Raw genomic sequence first — 13,662 nt, forward strand, 5'->3', positions numbered from 1 at the left:
TTTGTATATTAAGCTTTCGCTTACTATCAATTTCAGAGCTTTAATCGCTCATTCCGAATACTAACGTATCCGTAATTTCTTGATGCTTTGTTGTGTGCATCTCACTGTAAATCTTTGAGTATTCTCAAAGTATTACGGGTTCCTTTATCTTTCTCGTTGTTTAATTTTCAAGGTCCTACGCACTTAGTGTTTATCGGAATTTTCCGTGTCACTCTCAAGTGCTCAACTATTATATCATTTACTTTACCAAATGTCAACACTTTTTTAAAAAAACTTTAAAAAAATTCCTATTTTATTTTAAATAAGACTATATTCGACTTTTTTATTTACACAGCCACAATATATAGTAGTTATGTTTTACTTAAGCATAACGATTTTCAATATTATATTATATACAGTCTATATGATCAATGTATTTTTCTTTATTTTCTTACAATTAAAATTGCTTTAGCTTAACTAAATACATTAATAACAATTTATATCGACAGCTTTGTATAAATTATTTCTTTCTATTGCAATTAATTATACTATATTATAAAATATAATTATCAATTTAATCGGAGGAAAACTATGAACCAGCCTTTTAATCCGTATCAACACAATGTTGATATACTTAGAGGTTTTTTCAAAAAACCTATTATCCTTATCACTGCGCTTACCTTTTGTGTACCTACTATTTGCAAAATAGTCACAGCGGTTTCTTCTATGATGATTTCATTCAAATACATTATAGAAAAAAATGAGAATGTCAATTTATCTTTTTCTATTGATATATCGACTTTAGCCTTTTTGTTTGCATTTATATTGCTGTTCTGCACAGCAAGAAGCCGCAAGCCTATTGTAAAGCTCAAGCCGCCTGTTACATTTTTAAGGGTACTTACAATTATCTTTACTGCTTTTACGGGAATATCGCTTGCAGTATCATTGATATTGGTTATTTTATTAATTGTATTCGGCTCTGATGTGCCCGAAGATATTTTCCGAACTTCTGCTATACTGCTGGGTATTAATTTTATCAGTACACTCTGCGAGTTTATCTTTTTCCTTGCCTCCTGTAAACTTACAAAAGGCATTAAGTATTCGCTTTCATCTGTATTTATTACAAAAACGGGCGCAAAGGCAACCGCCGTATCGGGTTTTGTTTATGCGGTAATCTCTGTTATATCGTCTGTTATAGGATATATGTTTATATCAGGCTCGATTGACGCTTTGTTTTACTTTGCCAATCAAATATCCGGAACACTTGAAAGATCGGGTGTGAATTTTTCAAGCAATTTTGTAAACAATTCAGAGCTTTTTGATACAGTAACAAATGTTGCAAATACTTTATATCCCATTACCTTAGTTTGCGGTATTATAGAGCTTATTCCGTTTATATTCGTAAGCATTGTGGCTTTAATGTACTTTAACTATATAAAGAAAACAACCGACAGCCTTGTGCTTTCACCTGTCGACAGCGAAGCAACACGCTTTTACAGAGATAGCGAGCCTGTTCACGGCAATGAGCCGCAGATGCCGTTTAATCAGAATAACGGCACACCGTTTGCTCCGCCTGTTGTTCCAAACAATCAGCCGATTGATAATCAGCCTTCACAGCAATTTGTTTATGAGAATCCATATGCAAGCAACCGAGTTAATAATGTTCAGCCGACACCGCAAACACCGCCGCAGAATTTTGTTCCTCAACCTGTATTTAACAATACAGAAAAAGCGGAAAATAATTCTGCCGAAAAGATTTGTGCCAAATGCGGTAAGCAATCGCCTATTGATATGAACTTCTGCCCTTATTGCGGTAATAAATTTTGAGAATAAACAAAAAGTAAGGAGATACCACGCTCGGTATCTCCTTTTAATTATGCTTATTAAATTACAAATCAATTTTTAAATGCAAGGAAGTCCTCAACCGCATTTTCTCTTGCCTTATACTCGTTTGAGTCTTTTTTAGGGTTGTCCTTGTCTATTTTTGTATCGTTGTAAATCATAAGATACTTGCCGTTATTTGAAAGGTAAGCCGCATTTACAGGATAACCCTCAATAATAGTAAAGCTGTTGCTGTCCTTTACCTCTTTAACGATTTCTTTTGCTGTATCGTTGAGTTTAGTTGTATCGTACTCATAAAGCTCAATAGCAAGGTTATTGCTTATGCTGTACTTAACGCCCTGCTTTGCGCCGATAAAAGATGCGTCCATTTCTGTTTTGACAGCTTTGTCTGTATAATAACCCTTATCCTGCATATAGCTGCAAAGTCCGTCAAAGGTATCTTTGTAATTGGCGTCTGTCACCTTGCTTGTTTCGTCAGATGTAGAATCCGATGACTGACTTGCAGATGTTGTCTGCTGGTTTGCCTTAGACGCCTGCTCAAGAGCATCATTATATCCACAGCCTGCTGCTGAAATTGCAATTACAGATGCCATCAACAATGCAGAGATAATCTTCTTCATATTTCAAAATCCTTTCAATGCGAATTTACACTTTTCGTATATTATAGCTTATATTTGCCGATAAATCAAGCATTATATTATTTTTACAGAAAAAGCGGAAATGCAAACGCACTTCCGCTTAAATTTATATATTAAAGAACATACACATTAACATCTCTTCTGCCAAAGTTTACGCAGTCATCGTAACTGAAGTAGAAGAGGTCAACTATAGCCGAACCGTCCATCAATGCTCCGCCTGTGTCAACAGCGGTTGCATAGCCGTAAACATGACTGCCGTCTGCCGCCTCAATGTAGAGCTTTGAACCGTAAGGAATGATTGCAGGGTTTACCGCAACGCCGCCCTCGTAAACTGTTGCGCCTGTTGCTGTAAGTGAACCCGGAGCCGCCGTATAGGCTGTACCCGAACCCGAAACCATATAGCGGTATGAAACAGGTGCGCCGCTTGTATCGGTTATAGTGCCTCTCTTTGTGCCGTTAAGAATAACCTTGTCAACCGGCTCTTTTGTAACCTTCTCGCCGATTACCTTTGTTGAAGCGTACTTACCGTCAATGTATTTACATCTCTTGGTTACTTCCTTTTCACCGTCAACGCCTTTCTGAGATACCTGCGACTCGCCTGTGAGAATATCGTCGGAATCTTTTTCGATTGTGTCGTAAGAGATTTTCTCTGTTGATTTCTCGTCAACATATGTTACCTTTTTGAGGATGATTTCCATATCGTCCTCAACCTGAGCATTTTTGTCAACATTTAAAATATCATCGTCTGTAATTTCATAGCCGAGAATGTTGAGAGCGTTTTCTACTGTGCCCTCAGGGGCTTTTACGCTCATCTCTGTGCCGTTTGTTGTTAGCTTAATGTTTTTTGCGTTGTAAACATAAATGTTCGTATCGTCTGTGATTACTGTGTTAAGTGACGGTGTAACACTCTTGTTGTCTGTAAGGGTAATTCCTGTTCTGTCAAGAACTTCCTCAACCGTACCCTTTGCAAGAGATATAGTCTGCTTTTCACCGCAGTTGTCGATTGTGATTTTATTTGCCTTGATTACATCAAAAGACATATTGAAGTTTTTGTTTGTGCTTACAACAACATCTCCGTTGCCCACCTCAAACTCTGTTGAGCTTTCAACATAAGTTTTGCTTGTGGTAACTTCATCTGCTGTAGCTGTGGCTGCTACTGCATTTACCAAAGCTCCTGCAGAAAGAGTTGCACAAAGAATTGCTGCGACCGTCCATTTAATTGCAGGCTTTGAAAATGTTTTTAGCATCATAAGAAATTCTTCCTTTCTTCAGTGATTTTTGCAAGCGCAAAAACCGCTTTCCGTTTGGCTTTTTTCTAAAATTTGGTTACTTGTGAAGGCTGTTGTAACGCTTGTTAAAGCTGTTCGCAAGCAACGGCGTTATTATAGGCTTATGTTTTGAATATGTCAAACAGCCATAAAGTAAAGTTTTTATGGAAAATGCACAACGATTTCGACTTTTTTTCTGTATTAGCAAATTATTTTTTCGTTTTTTGAATTAAAATCCTGCAAATTTGTAGTCAAATTGCAAGAAAATGAAAGTTTACTTTTTAGATACCAATTTGTAACAAGTTTGTAACTAAAAATCAGCATATATTACAAAAGTATTACAAATAAAAATATACCTATTTCTATTTTTATGAATTTTAAAATAACCGCTTAAATACTGTGTTTTTTACAAAATAAAAAATTGAGCTTTATCTCTAAAACTCAATTTTTAACTATTTTTTATTTAATTTTCTTTTTAATAATTATTGCTTTTCAGCTGAAAAAAACTTTGTGGGTAAGCACAGACAGGACACACGGTCGGAGCGGTTTTTCCGACGCAAATATGACCGCAGTTTCGGCATATCCATACCGCATCTCCGTCCTTTGAAAAAACAAGTTTTTCCTGTACATTATTAAGCAGAGTTTTAAACCTTTCTTCGTGTTGCTTTTCTATCTCGGCAACCTTTTCAAACAAACCTGCTATAAAGTCAAAGCCCTCTTCTCTTGCTGTCTTTGCAAACTGCGGATACATTTCATTCCATTCGTAATATTCGCCGTCCGAAGCAAGCTGTAGGTTTTCTTCCGTTGTACTCGTTTTTCCTTTCAGAAGATTGTACCATATCTGTGCGTGGGCTTTTTCGTTCTTTGCGGTTTCTTCAAAAAGCTCAGCTATCTGTTCGTATCCGTCAGCTTTTGCCTTATCTGAATAGAATGTATATTTGTTTCTTGCTATTGACTCACCGGCAAGAGCCGCCTCAAGATTTTTCTCTGTTTGCGAACCTTTTAATTGCATACATAAACTCCCTTTTACGATTTTCTTTTCTATATATAGTATATACAGGCAAAGTGCGTATATACAAAAGCGGTAAAAACTTGCATTTATGCGGTATTTTTGGTATATTAAAAACATAAATATCAGATTTTATACAGCTCAGGGTTTAGCAAAACGATTAGATTAGAAATTTAAAATTACAGATAGTTTTTTAATCCGTTAACTTTATACCTGCTAATCCCTCAACAAAATAAAAAGAGGTTTTTTAAATGGCTTGGTTTTTTACAGATGAAAATATCACTTCCGACACCTATGTTATTTCAGGTGAAAACGCACGACATATATCAAAATCATTGCGAATGAAAAAAGGCGAAGAACTCACGCTGGTTACCCCCGACAATACGCAGTGTGAATGTGTACTCACAGAGATTACAGCCGAATATTCTGCGGTAAAAATTACGGAAAAAAAGCCGTGCGAGAATGAACCCGATGTATTCGTAACCCTGTATCAGGCTCTGCCAAAGGGCGATAAAATGGACTATATTGTGCAAAAATGCGTTGAACTCGGCATATCAAGAATAGTTCCCATGCTCTCGGCAAGATGCGTTTCAAGACCTGACGCAAAGTCAATAAAGAAAAAATGCGAGCGCTGGCAAAAGATAGCTTTGCAGGCGGCAATGCAGAGCAGAAGAGGAATCATCCCGCAGGTTTGCGACTGCGTAAGCTTTGAAAAAGCCGCACAAATGAGCCTTGAAAGCGAAAAACAGATTATTTTTTACGAACTTGGCGGAGAAAAAGTAAATAAAATTCTCGATAAAAAGCCAAAAAGTATAGCAATGTTTATCGGCAGTGAGGGCGGATTTGAGCAGTCCGAAGTTGATAAAATCATCGCAAACGGAGGCAGTCCGGCAACCCTCGGCAAAAGAATTTTAAGAGCGGAAACCGCACCTCTCGCCGCACTTTCAATTATAATGTTCCAAACAGATAATTTTTAAAATAAAAAACGAGCTCACGCCCGTTTTGATTAATATATAATAAGTTACAGAAAAAATATAATAAAGCAATCAGTCTTTATTATGTTTTCGGATTAAATAATCGTCCAACACTTGCTTGTCAAATAGTTGGGCGGTTATTTTTATGTCTGCGATAACAGTATAAAACACTAACTGCCTTGACTTTTTCTAAATAACACTTATTATATTGTGTCAATTATAAATGCTCTTGATAATATAGGATATATACTATATAATAATTATATAAAGGTGTTGTATAAATAAGTTTTTGTGTTGAATATTATGAATTAGAAAACGGAACCTGTCCTGTTGAAGAATTCATTTTAAAACAAGATAACAAAATGCAGGCAAAAATATTTAAAAATCTTGAATTGCTTGAAATTAGAGGAAATGAACTTAGAGAGCCATTTTCAAAACATATTGAAGACGGTATTTTTGAAATCAGAAATAAAGTCGGAAATGATATTACCGGAATTTTTTATTTCTTTGTAATTGGGCAAAAAATAATACTTACAAACGGATTTATAAAGAAAACGCAAAAAACTCCAAAAGCTGAAATTACTTTAGCTAAAAAATACAGAAATGATTATCTTAATCGAGAGGAGATTTGATTATGTCTAAAAATTTCAGAGTAACTTTAAATGAAAGATTAAAAGATGAAAATTTTAAGAGTGAATATGATGCTTTAGAGCCTGAATACCAACTTATCAATGCAATTCTTGATTGTAGAAAAGAAATGAATATGACTCAAAAACAACTCTCCGAAGCCACGGGAATTGCACAGGGCGATATAAGTAAAATTGAAAACGGCTGTGCAAATCCATCTTTAAAAACAATTGAAAGAATTGCAAAAGGTATGGGTAAAAAATTAAAACTTGAATTTGTATAAAAATCTCTCAAAAAATGATACACAAAGAAATGCACCAAAAAGTCAGAAACTTTTTGGTGCATTTTTCAATCTTTCTTACTTTCCTTTGCAATTTTATCCAAAGACAATTGCTTTGTGTATTCCTGCAGGCTTTTCATATATTCATTAAAGCCGCATTCTTTTTCGCCGTAAACGGGGTTTAATTCATATTCGAGCGGCAGCCATGTACGGATTTCCGCCTCGTTATGCTGAATTGACGCTTCGAGTTTATCCATAGCTTTCCAGAGCTTTGCCTCTTCGGTTTTAAGCTCGTCCATTTCTTTATAAAGAGAAGTAAGCTCATCTTTATAAGGCTGTGGGAGAGTATTTAACCATTCGCAAAGTTTATGCTTTTCGATTTCTTCGTCATTGCTCGTCTTATAAAATGACGGAATGTCCCCTGTAAAAGCCTCGCCAAGGTCATGAAAAATACACATCATAATCACCTTGTCCATATCTACATTTGGAAACTCATCTTTTACAAAATAAGCAAACAGCGACAATCTCCAGCTATGCTCGGCAACGCTCTCTCGCCTGCCGTTTGAAAGCCAACTGTGTCTGGTATTTTTCTTTAAATTTTCTGCAAGATATAAAATTTCTGTAAGTTTTTCGGGAGTCATAACAATACCTCTTTACTCTGAATAAGTCGGAATATTCCACTCGGTCAAATGCTCGTCGGTAACGGGAAAATACCTGAAAAGCATTGTACTGTCGTTATTTTCGTCTTTTTTGCCTTTTTTGCCTGTAGTAAGGTTAAAAATATTTTTTTCATAAGCAAGCGAACTTTTGTTTTCAAAGGTAGTTTCGTTAAAAATCTTTTCAAACAGCTCAACATCATCGCTTGTGTAGCCTCCGACGGCAGCAGCCATAACAGCCGACATATTAAGTATTCTTTCGCTGTACTGATGTTCGCCGTCAATAGACACATACTTTGACATAGTAGTGCCGCAGCCGACATTCATTATTTTGTGACTGCGTGACTCAACCGCCACGGTAAGCTCGGCATTGTCTATATCATAGTAATAACAAAAATACTCAACTCCGTTAGCGTCTTTTTTGGTTTCTCCGAGCCTTTTCCAATTTTCCATACTGAGATATTCGTCACCGCCCGAACGAAACATTATTTCGTTATAGCGCTCGGTAAATTTCTCAATATTTATATTATATCTTTTGCCGTTCACATTGGTGCTGTCCTCCTGCGCTTTTTCCTTTGTGTAAGCAAGGATTTCGTCAAGTGAAGCCGTACCGCCTTTTACAATTGTTTTCTGCTCTTTACAAGCCGCAAAAGAAAAGGCAAGCACCAAAGCAAACAGTACAGGCACAATTTTTTTCATACCTATTACCTCGTTTGATTAGTCAAAGTGTTGGTTTTGTCGGAAATATGTGATTTAATATTCAGGTTAATAAAGTAAAAAACACGCTCTCTGCCAAAAAATTAGAAAAGTTTGGTCAACCTTTAAAAAGGCTTTACCTAAATTTTTAAATTATTTAATCTTAGCCTTGCGATTAACTGTGCTAAACCATAATTTTTACCCGACAATTACTTTTATCAAAATATGTTATAGCCCTCCTTTTTACGGGAAGGCTATATTTTTTATTTATTCTTCTGTATTCTCTTCGGCATTTGTTTCAGGGGCAGTATTCTCCTCGGAAGTTTCTTCTTCGGCTGTTTCATCTGTTTTTTCGCTCTCACTGTCCTCGTGAGGTGCTCTTGCAACAGTAACTACCTTATCGTTTTCGCCTATTCTCATAAGAGTAACGCCCTTGCTCGGTCTGTTACAGATTCTTACAGTATCGGCGGCAATTCTGATAATTACGCCCTCCTGCGAAATAATGATAATATCCTCGTCAAGCTTAACCGCACTGACAGCCGCAACATTTCCGTATTTTTCGGTGTGGTAGTTGGTAATACCCTTACCGCCACGGCTCTGCAAGCGGTAGTCGCTTACATTTGAAATTCTGCCAAAGCCTGTTTCGGACGCAGTAAGAATAAGGTCATCATTTGCAACAACGCACATACCCACAACGCAGTCGCCCTCACGCAGAGAAATAGCCTTAACGCCTCTTGCCTGTCTGCCCATAGGACGAACATCGGTTTCTTCAAATCTTATGGCAAGACCATTCTTTGTGGCAACAACAACCTGCTGATTGCCGTCTGTAAGTCTTACCCATGCAAGCTCGTCACCCTCGTTAAGTTCAAGGGCAATAAGTCCGCCTTTTCTTGCGGTATTATATGCATTGAGAGAAATTCTCTTTATAATACCCTGCTTTGTAACCATAACAAGGTACTTTTCCTCGTCAAATTCAGGCACTCTAATCATAGAAGTTACCTTTTCGTCCGCCGCAATCGGGAGCAGATTTGCAATATTCATACCCTTTGACTGACGGCTTCCCTCCGGTACTTCATAGCACTTGAGCCTGTACACTCTGCCCTTATCGGTAAAGAACAGTACATAATCGTGAGAATTAATTACGAACATTTCAGTCGCAACATCTTCTTCTCTGCGTGACATACCCGATACGCCACGGCCGCCTCTGTTCTGAATCTTGTAGGTATCAACAGCAAGGCGCTTTACATAGCCGAATTGAGTAAGTGTGAGCACGCATTCCTGATTCGGAATAAGATCCTCAATGTCAACTTCGCCGTTGACAGCGCAGATTTCCGTTCTTCTCGGATCTGCAAACTTATTTCTGATTACAATAAGCTCTTCCTTGATAATTTCACGCTGTCTGCCCTCATCGGCAAGAATAGCGTTGTATTCTTCGATTTTTGTCTTTAAAGCGGCAATTTCGTCTTCAATTTTTGTGCGCTCCATATTTGTGAGCTGACCTAAACGCATCTGAACAATTGCCTGTGCCTGAACATCGTCAAGACCAAAGCGCTCCATAAGGTTTACCTTAGCGGTAGCCTGGTCTTTACTATTTCTGATGATTGAGATTACCTCGTCAATAAAGTCAATCGCAATCTTCAAGCCCTCAAGGATATGCTCTCTGTCCTTTGCCTTTTTAAGGTCAAATTCCGTTCTTCTGCGTATGATTTCCTGCTGGAAGTTTACATACTCTGTAAGCATTTCCTTAAGGTTTAATATCTTAGGCACACCGTCAACAATTGCAAGCATAATTGCGCCGAAAGTTGTCTGTAACTGTGTAAGATTAAAGAGGTTGTTAAGAACAATGCTTGCAGACGCTTCACGCTTAACATCAATTTCAATATGCATACCCTGACGGTCGGAGTGGTCCTCAATGTTAGAAATACCGTCAATTCTCTTGTCTTTCACAAGGTCGGCAATGTATTCGATAAGTCTTGCCTTGTTGACCTGATAAGGCAGTTCGGTAACAATAATCTTGTATCTGCCGTTTTTAGCCTCTACAATCTCTGTTTTGGCTCTCACGGTAATTTTACCTCTGCCGGTCGCATAAGTGGCTCTTATACCGCTTCTGCCCATAATAATGCCGCCTGTCGGAAAGTCAGGGCCGGGCATATAGTCCATAAGACCGGCAAGGTCAATATCGGGATTATCAATAAGCGCACAAGCGGCGTCAATGGTTTCGCCGAGGTTGTGCGGAGGAATCTTTGTAGCCATACCTACGGCGATACCGTCAGAACCGTTTACAAGCAGGTTAGGAAATCTGCTCGGAAGTACGGTTGGCTCTTCAAGTCTGTCGTCAAAGTTAGGCTGAAAATCAACCGTCTTTTTGTCAATATCGGTAAGCATTTCGCAAGAAATCTTGCTCATTCTCGCCTCTGTGTATCTGTATGCGGCAGGCGGGTCACCGTCAACCGAACCGAAGTTACCGTGGCCGTCAACAAGCATATATCTCATTGAAAAGTCCTGTGCAAGTCGAACAAGCGCATCGTAAACAGACGCATCACCGTGAGGATGATACGCACCGAGCACAGCACCTACGGTGTCTGCGCACTTATGGTACGGCTTGTTAGGGTCAAGACCCTTTTCGTACATTGTGTAGAGAATACGCCTGTGAACAGGTTTTAAACCGTCACGAACATCAGGTAACGCACGGGAGATAATAACGCTCATCGAGTAGTCGAGAAAACTTGATTTCATTTCTTCCTTCACATCGACATCTTTTATTCTTCCGTGATTAAATACTCCATTTTCCATATTTTCGTTGTCCATATTATTCATTCCTCAAGGTTTATGTAAATTGTTTTATCTTTTCGTAAAGCTCGGGCATACGCTTTCTTATGCTTATCGGGCGGAATGTCTTTGAATCGACAAATCCGTGCTCGGTAGTACCGTAGCCGAGTTCTGTTTCCGAGCCGTCAGGCTCTATTCTCTTTACTGTGTATGAAAAAGTAATTCTTGCGGCAGAAATTAAAATTACCTTTGTGCGTAAAATAATTTCATCGTCATAAAGCGCAGGCTTGCCGAATGAACAGTTAAGGTTCAAAAGCGGCGTCATAATTCCCTGTTCTTCCATTTCACGATAATTAAAGCCGAGCATTTTTACATAGTCGCCCCTGCCCATTTCGTACCATATCGGATAATTTGAGTGGTGAACAATGCCCATACAATCCGTTTCGGCATAACGCACCCGAAATTTAGTTCGTGAATGCACAAAAATCACTCCTTTTACAACGATAAGACAATTTGTATAAAATATATTCTTACTTCCGACAACAGCTAAGTTACAGTCGGAAATTTTTATTATGAAAAGACAGTTTGCCAAATGATAATATTCTTGTCCAAAATAATTAAACTGCGGTCGGGAACATTCGTTTTAAATTATCACAAATTTTCCGCTCAAAAAATTCAGTTCAAAACAGAATTAAACATCAAGATTCTGAACGAATTTAGCGTTTTTCTCAATAAATTCTCTTCTCGGTTCAACCTTATCGCCCATAAGAATGGTGAAGATTTCGTCTGCCTCTTCCGCCTCGTTGAGGTTTACCCTGAGCATAAGTCTTGTTTCCGGATTCATAGTGGTTTCCCAAAGCTGTTCGGAGTCCATCTCACCAAGACCTTTGTAACGCTGAATTTCGGTTTTGCCCTCTGTTGCGGCTAAAATCTGGTCACGCTCAATGTCCGAGTAAGCGTACTTGTGCTCCTTGCCCTTTGAAATTCTGTAAAGCGGAGGCTGTGCAATATAGATATGCCCCTCCTCAATGAGCGGACGCATAAATCTGAAAAAGAAGGTCAAAAGAAGTGTTCTGATATGCTGACCGTCAACATCGGCATCCGCCATAATAATAATTTTGCCGTAACGCAGTTTTGTAATATCAAATTCGTCGCCTATACCCGTGCCGAGTGCGGTTATAACAGGCATAAGCTTATCGTTTCCGTAAACTCTGTCAAGTCTTGCCTTTTCTACATTGAGCATTTTACCCCAGAGCGGCAGAATAGCCTGGAATTTACGGTCACGACCGCCCTTTGCCGAACCGCCCGCAGAGTCACCCTCTACGATGTAAATTTCGGTAATCTCGCTGTCTTTTGACTGACAGTCGGCAAGTTTGCCCGGTAATTGAGCAGACTCAAGAGCAGATTTTCTTCTTACGCTCTCTCTCGCCTTTCTTGCCGCCTCTCTTGCCCTTGCAGACGCAAGCGACTTTTCAAAAATAGCCTTTGCAACCTGTGGGTTTTCCTCAAGATAAATCATAAGTTTTTCGCTTACGAGTTTATCAACCATGGTTCTTACCTCGGTATTACCGAGTTTTGCCTTAGTCTGTCCCTCAAATTGCGCCTCTTTAAGTTTTACGCTGATGATGGCGGTAATACCCTCTCGCACATCTTCACCGCTTAAGTTTTTATCGTTATCCTTAAGTTTGCCGAACTTTCTTGCGTAATCGTTCATAACCCTTGTAAGCGCACGCTTAAAGCCCTCTTCGTGAGTACCGCCGTCGGTGGTATGAATGTTGTTGGCAAATGTAAGGAGATTTTCGTTGTAGCTGTCATTATACTGCAAAGCAACTTCAACCGAGATTGTGTCCTCGTCATTCTTTGCGGCAAAATAAATAACATCGGGATGAATAACGGCAAGCGCTCTCTTTTTGTGAATATAATCGACAAAGCTCTTTATACCGCCCTCATAAACAAAGTTGTTTTTTATAATTTCGTCTTTGTTTCTCTCATCTCTAAGCTCAATATGCACGCCTGCGTTAAGAAAAGCCTGCTCACGCAAACGCTTTTCAAGCACACCGTACTCATAAACATCGGTTTCCTTGAAGATGAGCGGATCTGCCTTAAAGCGTACTTCCGTACCCTTTATGTCTGACTTGCCTATTTTGTGGAGGTCGGTAACAATCTTACCTCTTTCATAGCGCTGCATATAAATATCCTTGCCGTCGCAAACCTTTACTTCAAGCCATTCGGAAAGCGCATTTACAACAGACGCACCAACACCGTGCAAGCCGCCCGACACCTTGTAACCGCCGCCGCCGAACTTACCGCCTGCGTGAAGAACCGTAAATACAACCGTTACGGCAGGCAAGCCTGTCTTGCTGTTGATGCCTACAGGAATACCACGGCCGTTATCGGTAACTCTGATGATATTGCCCTCCTCGATTACCACATCAATCTTTGTGCAGTAGCCGGCAAGCGCCTCGTCGATAGAGTTATCTACAATTTCATAAACAAGGTGATGAAGACCTCTCGGACCTGTTGAGCCTATGTACATACCCGGTCTTTTTCTGACCGCTTCAAGTCCCTCAAGAACCTGAATTTCATTGGCGCCGTACTCTTGCTCGACTTTGGTCATCTCAATGTTATTTTCATTGTCCATTTTTTTACCTCCAATATCAGAGCCAAGGCACAGCCTTTGCCCTGTTCACACTCTTAAAAAGAGCGGAAAGTATTTTTTCTGACCGTATTTGTGCACCGAAAATTACGGCGCATAAACCGTCAGGTTGTTGTTAATTTCAATTTCTAAATTTTCAGTTGGCAAATCACAAAAAAATCTGTCAATAATAAAATTTAGTTTCTTTATCAAAAAGTTAGGATAAATTACGGTTTAGTGTAATACTTAGTCCGGTAATTATAAAAGTTTGGTCAACCTTTTCGATCGG

General features: G+C 38.9%; 12 protein-coding genes. 4 read left to right on the top strand and 8 right to left on the bottom strand.

Translation table 11 applies throughout. The annotated features are described in order from the left end of the window. The first annotated feature begins 570 nt into the window (after positions 1–570). Positions 571–1,806, top strand: coding sequence for a hypothetical protein (locus AAAY30_RS10060; RefSeq protein ID WP_499215878.1), 1,236 nt, complete (start codon positions 571–573; stop codon positions 1,804–1,806). Between the two features lie 68 nt (positions 1,807–1,874). Here AAAY30_RS10060 and AAAY30_RS10065 read toward each other — a convergent pair whose 3' ends face one another. From AAAY30_RS10065 to rbr, 3 genes are all read right to left on the bottom strand, one after another. Further along, entirely contained in the window at positions 1,875–2,441 is a 567-nt protein-coding gene (locus tag AAAY30_RS10065; RefSeq protein ID WP_249375852.1) for a hypothetical protein, read from the bottom strand. 131 nt (positions 2,442–2,572) lie between these two features. Further along, the gene (locus tag AAAY30_RS10070) at positions 2,573–3,709 is read right to left on the bottom strand and encodes a resuscitation-promoting factor (RefSeq protein WP_301954508.1); all 1,137 of its coding nucleotides are present in this window, start codon (positions 3,707–3,709) and stop codon (positions 2,573–2,575) included. Between the two features lie 493 nt (positions 3,710–4,202). Continuing rightward, positions 4,203–4,739, bottom strand: a complete 537-nt coding sequence (rbr, locus tag AAAY30_RS10075; protein WP_022234739.1) for a rubrerythrin — start codon at positions 4,737–4,739, stop codon at positions 4,203–4,205. Positions 4,740–4,987: 248 nt separating this feature from the next. On the opposite strand from rbr, the gene AAAY30_RS10080 reads away from it, so the two are divergent. The 3 genes from AAAY30_RS10080 to AAAY30_RS10090 all read left to right on the top strand — a co-directional run bounded on the left by AAAY30_RS10080 (position 4,988) and on the right by AAAY30_RS10090 (position 6,620). Beyond that, entirely contained in the window at positions 4,988–5,713 is a 726-nt protein-coding gene (locus AAAY30_RS10080; protein ID WP_302602059.1) for a 16S rRNA (uracil(1498)-N(3))-methyltransferase, read from the top strand. A 338-nt stretch (positions 5,714–6,051) separates the two neighbouring features. Next, entirely contained in the window at positions 6,052–6,342 is a 291-nt protein-coding gene (locus AAAY30_RS10085; protein ID WP_347708285.1) for a type II toxin-antitoxin system RelE/ParE family toxin, read from the top strand. Positions 6,343–6,344: 2 nt separating this feature from the next. Continuing rightward, positions 6,345–6,620: a helix-turn-helix domain-containing protein gene (locus AAAY30_RS10090; protein WP_022234741.1), complete on the top strand. Its 276-nt coding sequence runs from the start codon at positions 6,345–6,347 to the stop codon at positions 6,618–6,620. A 65-nt stretch (positions 6,621–6,685) separates the two neighbouring features. Here the strand turns inward: AAAY30_RS10090 and AAAY30_RS10095 are convergent, their stop codons facing one another. The 5 genes from AAAY30_RS10095 to gyrB all read right to left on the bottom strand — a co-directional run bounded on the left by AAAY30_RS10095 (position 6,686) and on the right by gyrB (position 13,379). Continuing rightward, positions 6,686–7,258 carry an HD domain-containing protein gene (locus AAAY30_RS10095; RefSeq protein ID WP_195411281.1) on the bottom strand — a complete coding sequence of 191 codons (573 nt, stop codon included), beginning with the start codon at positions 7,256–7,258 and terminating at the stop codon, positions 6,686–6,688. 12 nt (positions 7,259–7,270) lie between these two features. Then, entirely contained in the window at positions 7,271–7,972 is a 702-nt protein-coding gene (locus AAAY30_RS10100; protein WP_499215877.1) for a hypothetical protein, read from the bottom strand. A 264-nt stretch (positions 7,973–8,236) separates the two neighbouring features. After that, positions 8,237–10,777 carry a DNA gyrase subunit A gene (gyrA, locus tag AAAY30_RS10105; RefSeq protein WP_499215876.1) on the bottom strand — a complete coding sequence of 847 codons (2,541 nt, stop codon included), beginning with the start codon at positions 10,775–10,777 and terminating at the stop codon, positions 8,237–8,239. A 19-nt stretch (positions 10,778–10,796) separates the two neighbouring features. Further along, the gene (locus tag AAAY30_RS10110; RefSeq protein WP_022234745.1) at positions 10,797–11,219 is read right to left on the bottom strand and encodes an acyl-CoA thioesterase; all 423 of its coding nucleotides are present in this window, start codon (positions 11,217–11,219) and stop codon (positions 10,797–10,799) included. Between the two features lie 210 nt (positions 11,220–11,429). Continuing rightward, a complete protein-coding gene (gyrB, locus tag AAAY30_RS10115) occupies positions 11,430–13,379 on the bottom strand; it encodes a DNA topoisomerase (ATP-hydrolyzing) subunit B (RefSeq protein WP_178587299.1) in 1,950 nt (649 codons plus the stop codon). Positions 13,380–13,662: the final 283 nt, after the last annotated feature.

This window comes from Ruminococcoides bili (genome assembly GCF_040093295.1).
Lineage (GTDB): Bacteria > Bacillota > Clostridia > Oscillospirales > Acutalibacteraceae > Ruminococcoides > Ruminococcoides intestinale_A.

What these genes read in the sequence shown, in the direction of transcription:
- AAAY30_RS10070 (WP_301954508.1), bottom strand. Translation starts at nt 3,709, where the DNA reads ATGATGCTAAAAACATTTTCAAAGCCTGCAATTAAATGGACGGTCGCA.
- rbr (WP_022234739.1), bottom strand. Translation starts at nt 4,739, where the DNA reads ATGCAATTAAAAGGTTCGCAAACAGAGAAAAATCTTGAGGCGGCTCTT.
- AAAY30_RS10065 (WP_249375852.1), bottom strand. Translation starts at nt 2,441, where the DNA reads ATGAAGAAGATTATCTCTGCATTGTTGATGGCATCTGTAATTGCAATT.
- gyrB (WP_178587299.1), bottom strand. Translation starts at nt 13,379, where the DNA reads ATGGACAATGAAAATAACATTGAGATGACCAAAGTCGAGCAAGAGTAC.
- AAAY30_RS10095 (WP_195411281.1), bottom strand. Translation starts at nt 7,258, where the DNA reads ATGACTCCCGAAAAACTTACAGAAATTTTATATCTTGCAGAAAATTTA.
- gyrA (WP_499215876.1), bottom strand. Translation starts at nt 10,777, where the DNA reads ATGGACAACGAAAATATGGAAAATGGAGTATTTAATCACGGAAGAATA.
- AAAY30_RS10060 (WP_499215878.1), top strand. Translation starts at nt 571, where the DNA reads ATGAACCAGCCTTTTAATCCGTATCAACACAATGTTGATATACTTAGA.
- AAAY30_RS10100 (WP_499215877.1), bottom strand. Translation starts at nt 7,972, where the DNA reads ATGAAAAAAATTGTGCCTGTACTGTTTGCTTTGGTGCTTGCCTTTTCT.
- AAAY30_RS10090 (WP_022234741.1), top strand. Translation starts at nt 6,345, where the DNA reads ATGTCTAAAAATTTCAGAGTAACTTTAAATGAAAGATTAAAAGATGAA.
- AAAY30_RS10080 (WP_302602059.1), top strand. Translation starts at nt 4,988, where the DNA reads ATGGCTTGGTTTTTTACAGATGAAAATATCACTTCCGACACCTATGTT.